Here is a 1,096-nt window from a genome sequence, read left to right as displayed (position 1 = left end):
TCGTAACAACTGTAGTTCCTGAAACTGCTGTTGCTGGCTGAGTTACCGTTGCATTAACTGTTCCGGTACATCCGTTTGCATCAGTGATCGTTACCGTATAAGTTCCTGCTGCCAATCCTGTTCTGTCTTCTGTCGTGATTCCACCACCCCAGTTGAAAGTATATGGTGCAGTTCCTCCTGCTGGTGTTAAATTGATAGAACCGTTTGAAGAACCGTTACATGCTACATTCGTTACAACTGTAGTTCCTGAAACTGCTGTTGCTGGCTGAGTTACCGTTGCATTAACCGTTCCTGTACATCCGTTCGCATCAGTGATGGTTACGCTGTAAGTTCCTGCTGCCAATCCTGTTCTGTCTTCAGTCGTGATTCCGCCGCCCCAGTTGAATGTATATGGTGCTGTTCCGCCTGTTGGTGTTAAATTAATTGCTCCTGTTGAACCACCGTTACATGCAACATTCGTTACTACCGTACTTCCTGAAACTGCTGTTGCAGGTTGAGTAATAGTTACCGTTCTTGTTGTTGTACAAGAATTAGCATCGGTTACCGTAACGGTATAAGTTCCTGCAGAAAGTCCTGTTGCTGTTGCTGCAGTTCCGCCTGTTGGTGACCATGAATACGTGTATGGTGCAGTTCCTCCAGAAACTGTTATTGATGCTGAACCGTTAGATCCGCCGTTACAGCTTACATTCGTCTGAGAAATTGTTGCCGATAAAGCTGTTGGTTGAGTTACTGTTGCATTCACTGTCCCTGTACATCCGTTGGCATCTGTGATGGTTACGCTGTATGTTCCGGCAGCTAAGCCTGTTCTGTCTTCTGTGGTAATTCCACCACCCCAGTTGAACGTGTATGGTGCTGTTCCACCTGTCGGTGTTAAATTGATAGAACCGTTGGAAGCACCGTTACATGCTACATTCGTTACAACCGTAGTTCCTGAAACTACTGTCGCAGGCTGTGTTACTGTTGCATTAACAGTCCCTGTGCATCCGTTCGCATCTGTGATCGTTACGCTGTAAGTTCCTGCTGGAAGTCCTGTTCTGTCTTCAGTCGTAATTCCACCGCCCCAATTGAACGTGTATGGTGCAGTTCCACCTGTCGG

1 protein-coding gene is annotated in these 1,096 nt (G+C 46.8%); it reads right to left on the bottom strand.

Features of this window, described 5'->3' with window-relative positions:
* On the bottom strand, window positions 1-1,096 hold a 1,096-nt coding region (locus tag FNE73_RS16635), incomplete at both ends, for a SprB repeat-containing protein (protein WP_185147378.1).

This window comes from Chryseobacterium binzhouense (genome assembly GCF_007474545.1).
GTDB lineage: Bacteria > Bacteroidota > Bacteroidia > Flavobacteriales > Weeksellaceae > Chryseobacterium > Chryseobacterium binzhouense.
This window is presented reverse-complemented; position numbering and strand designations above follow the sequence as displayed.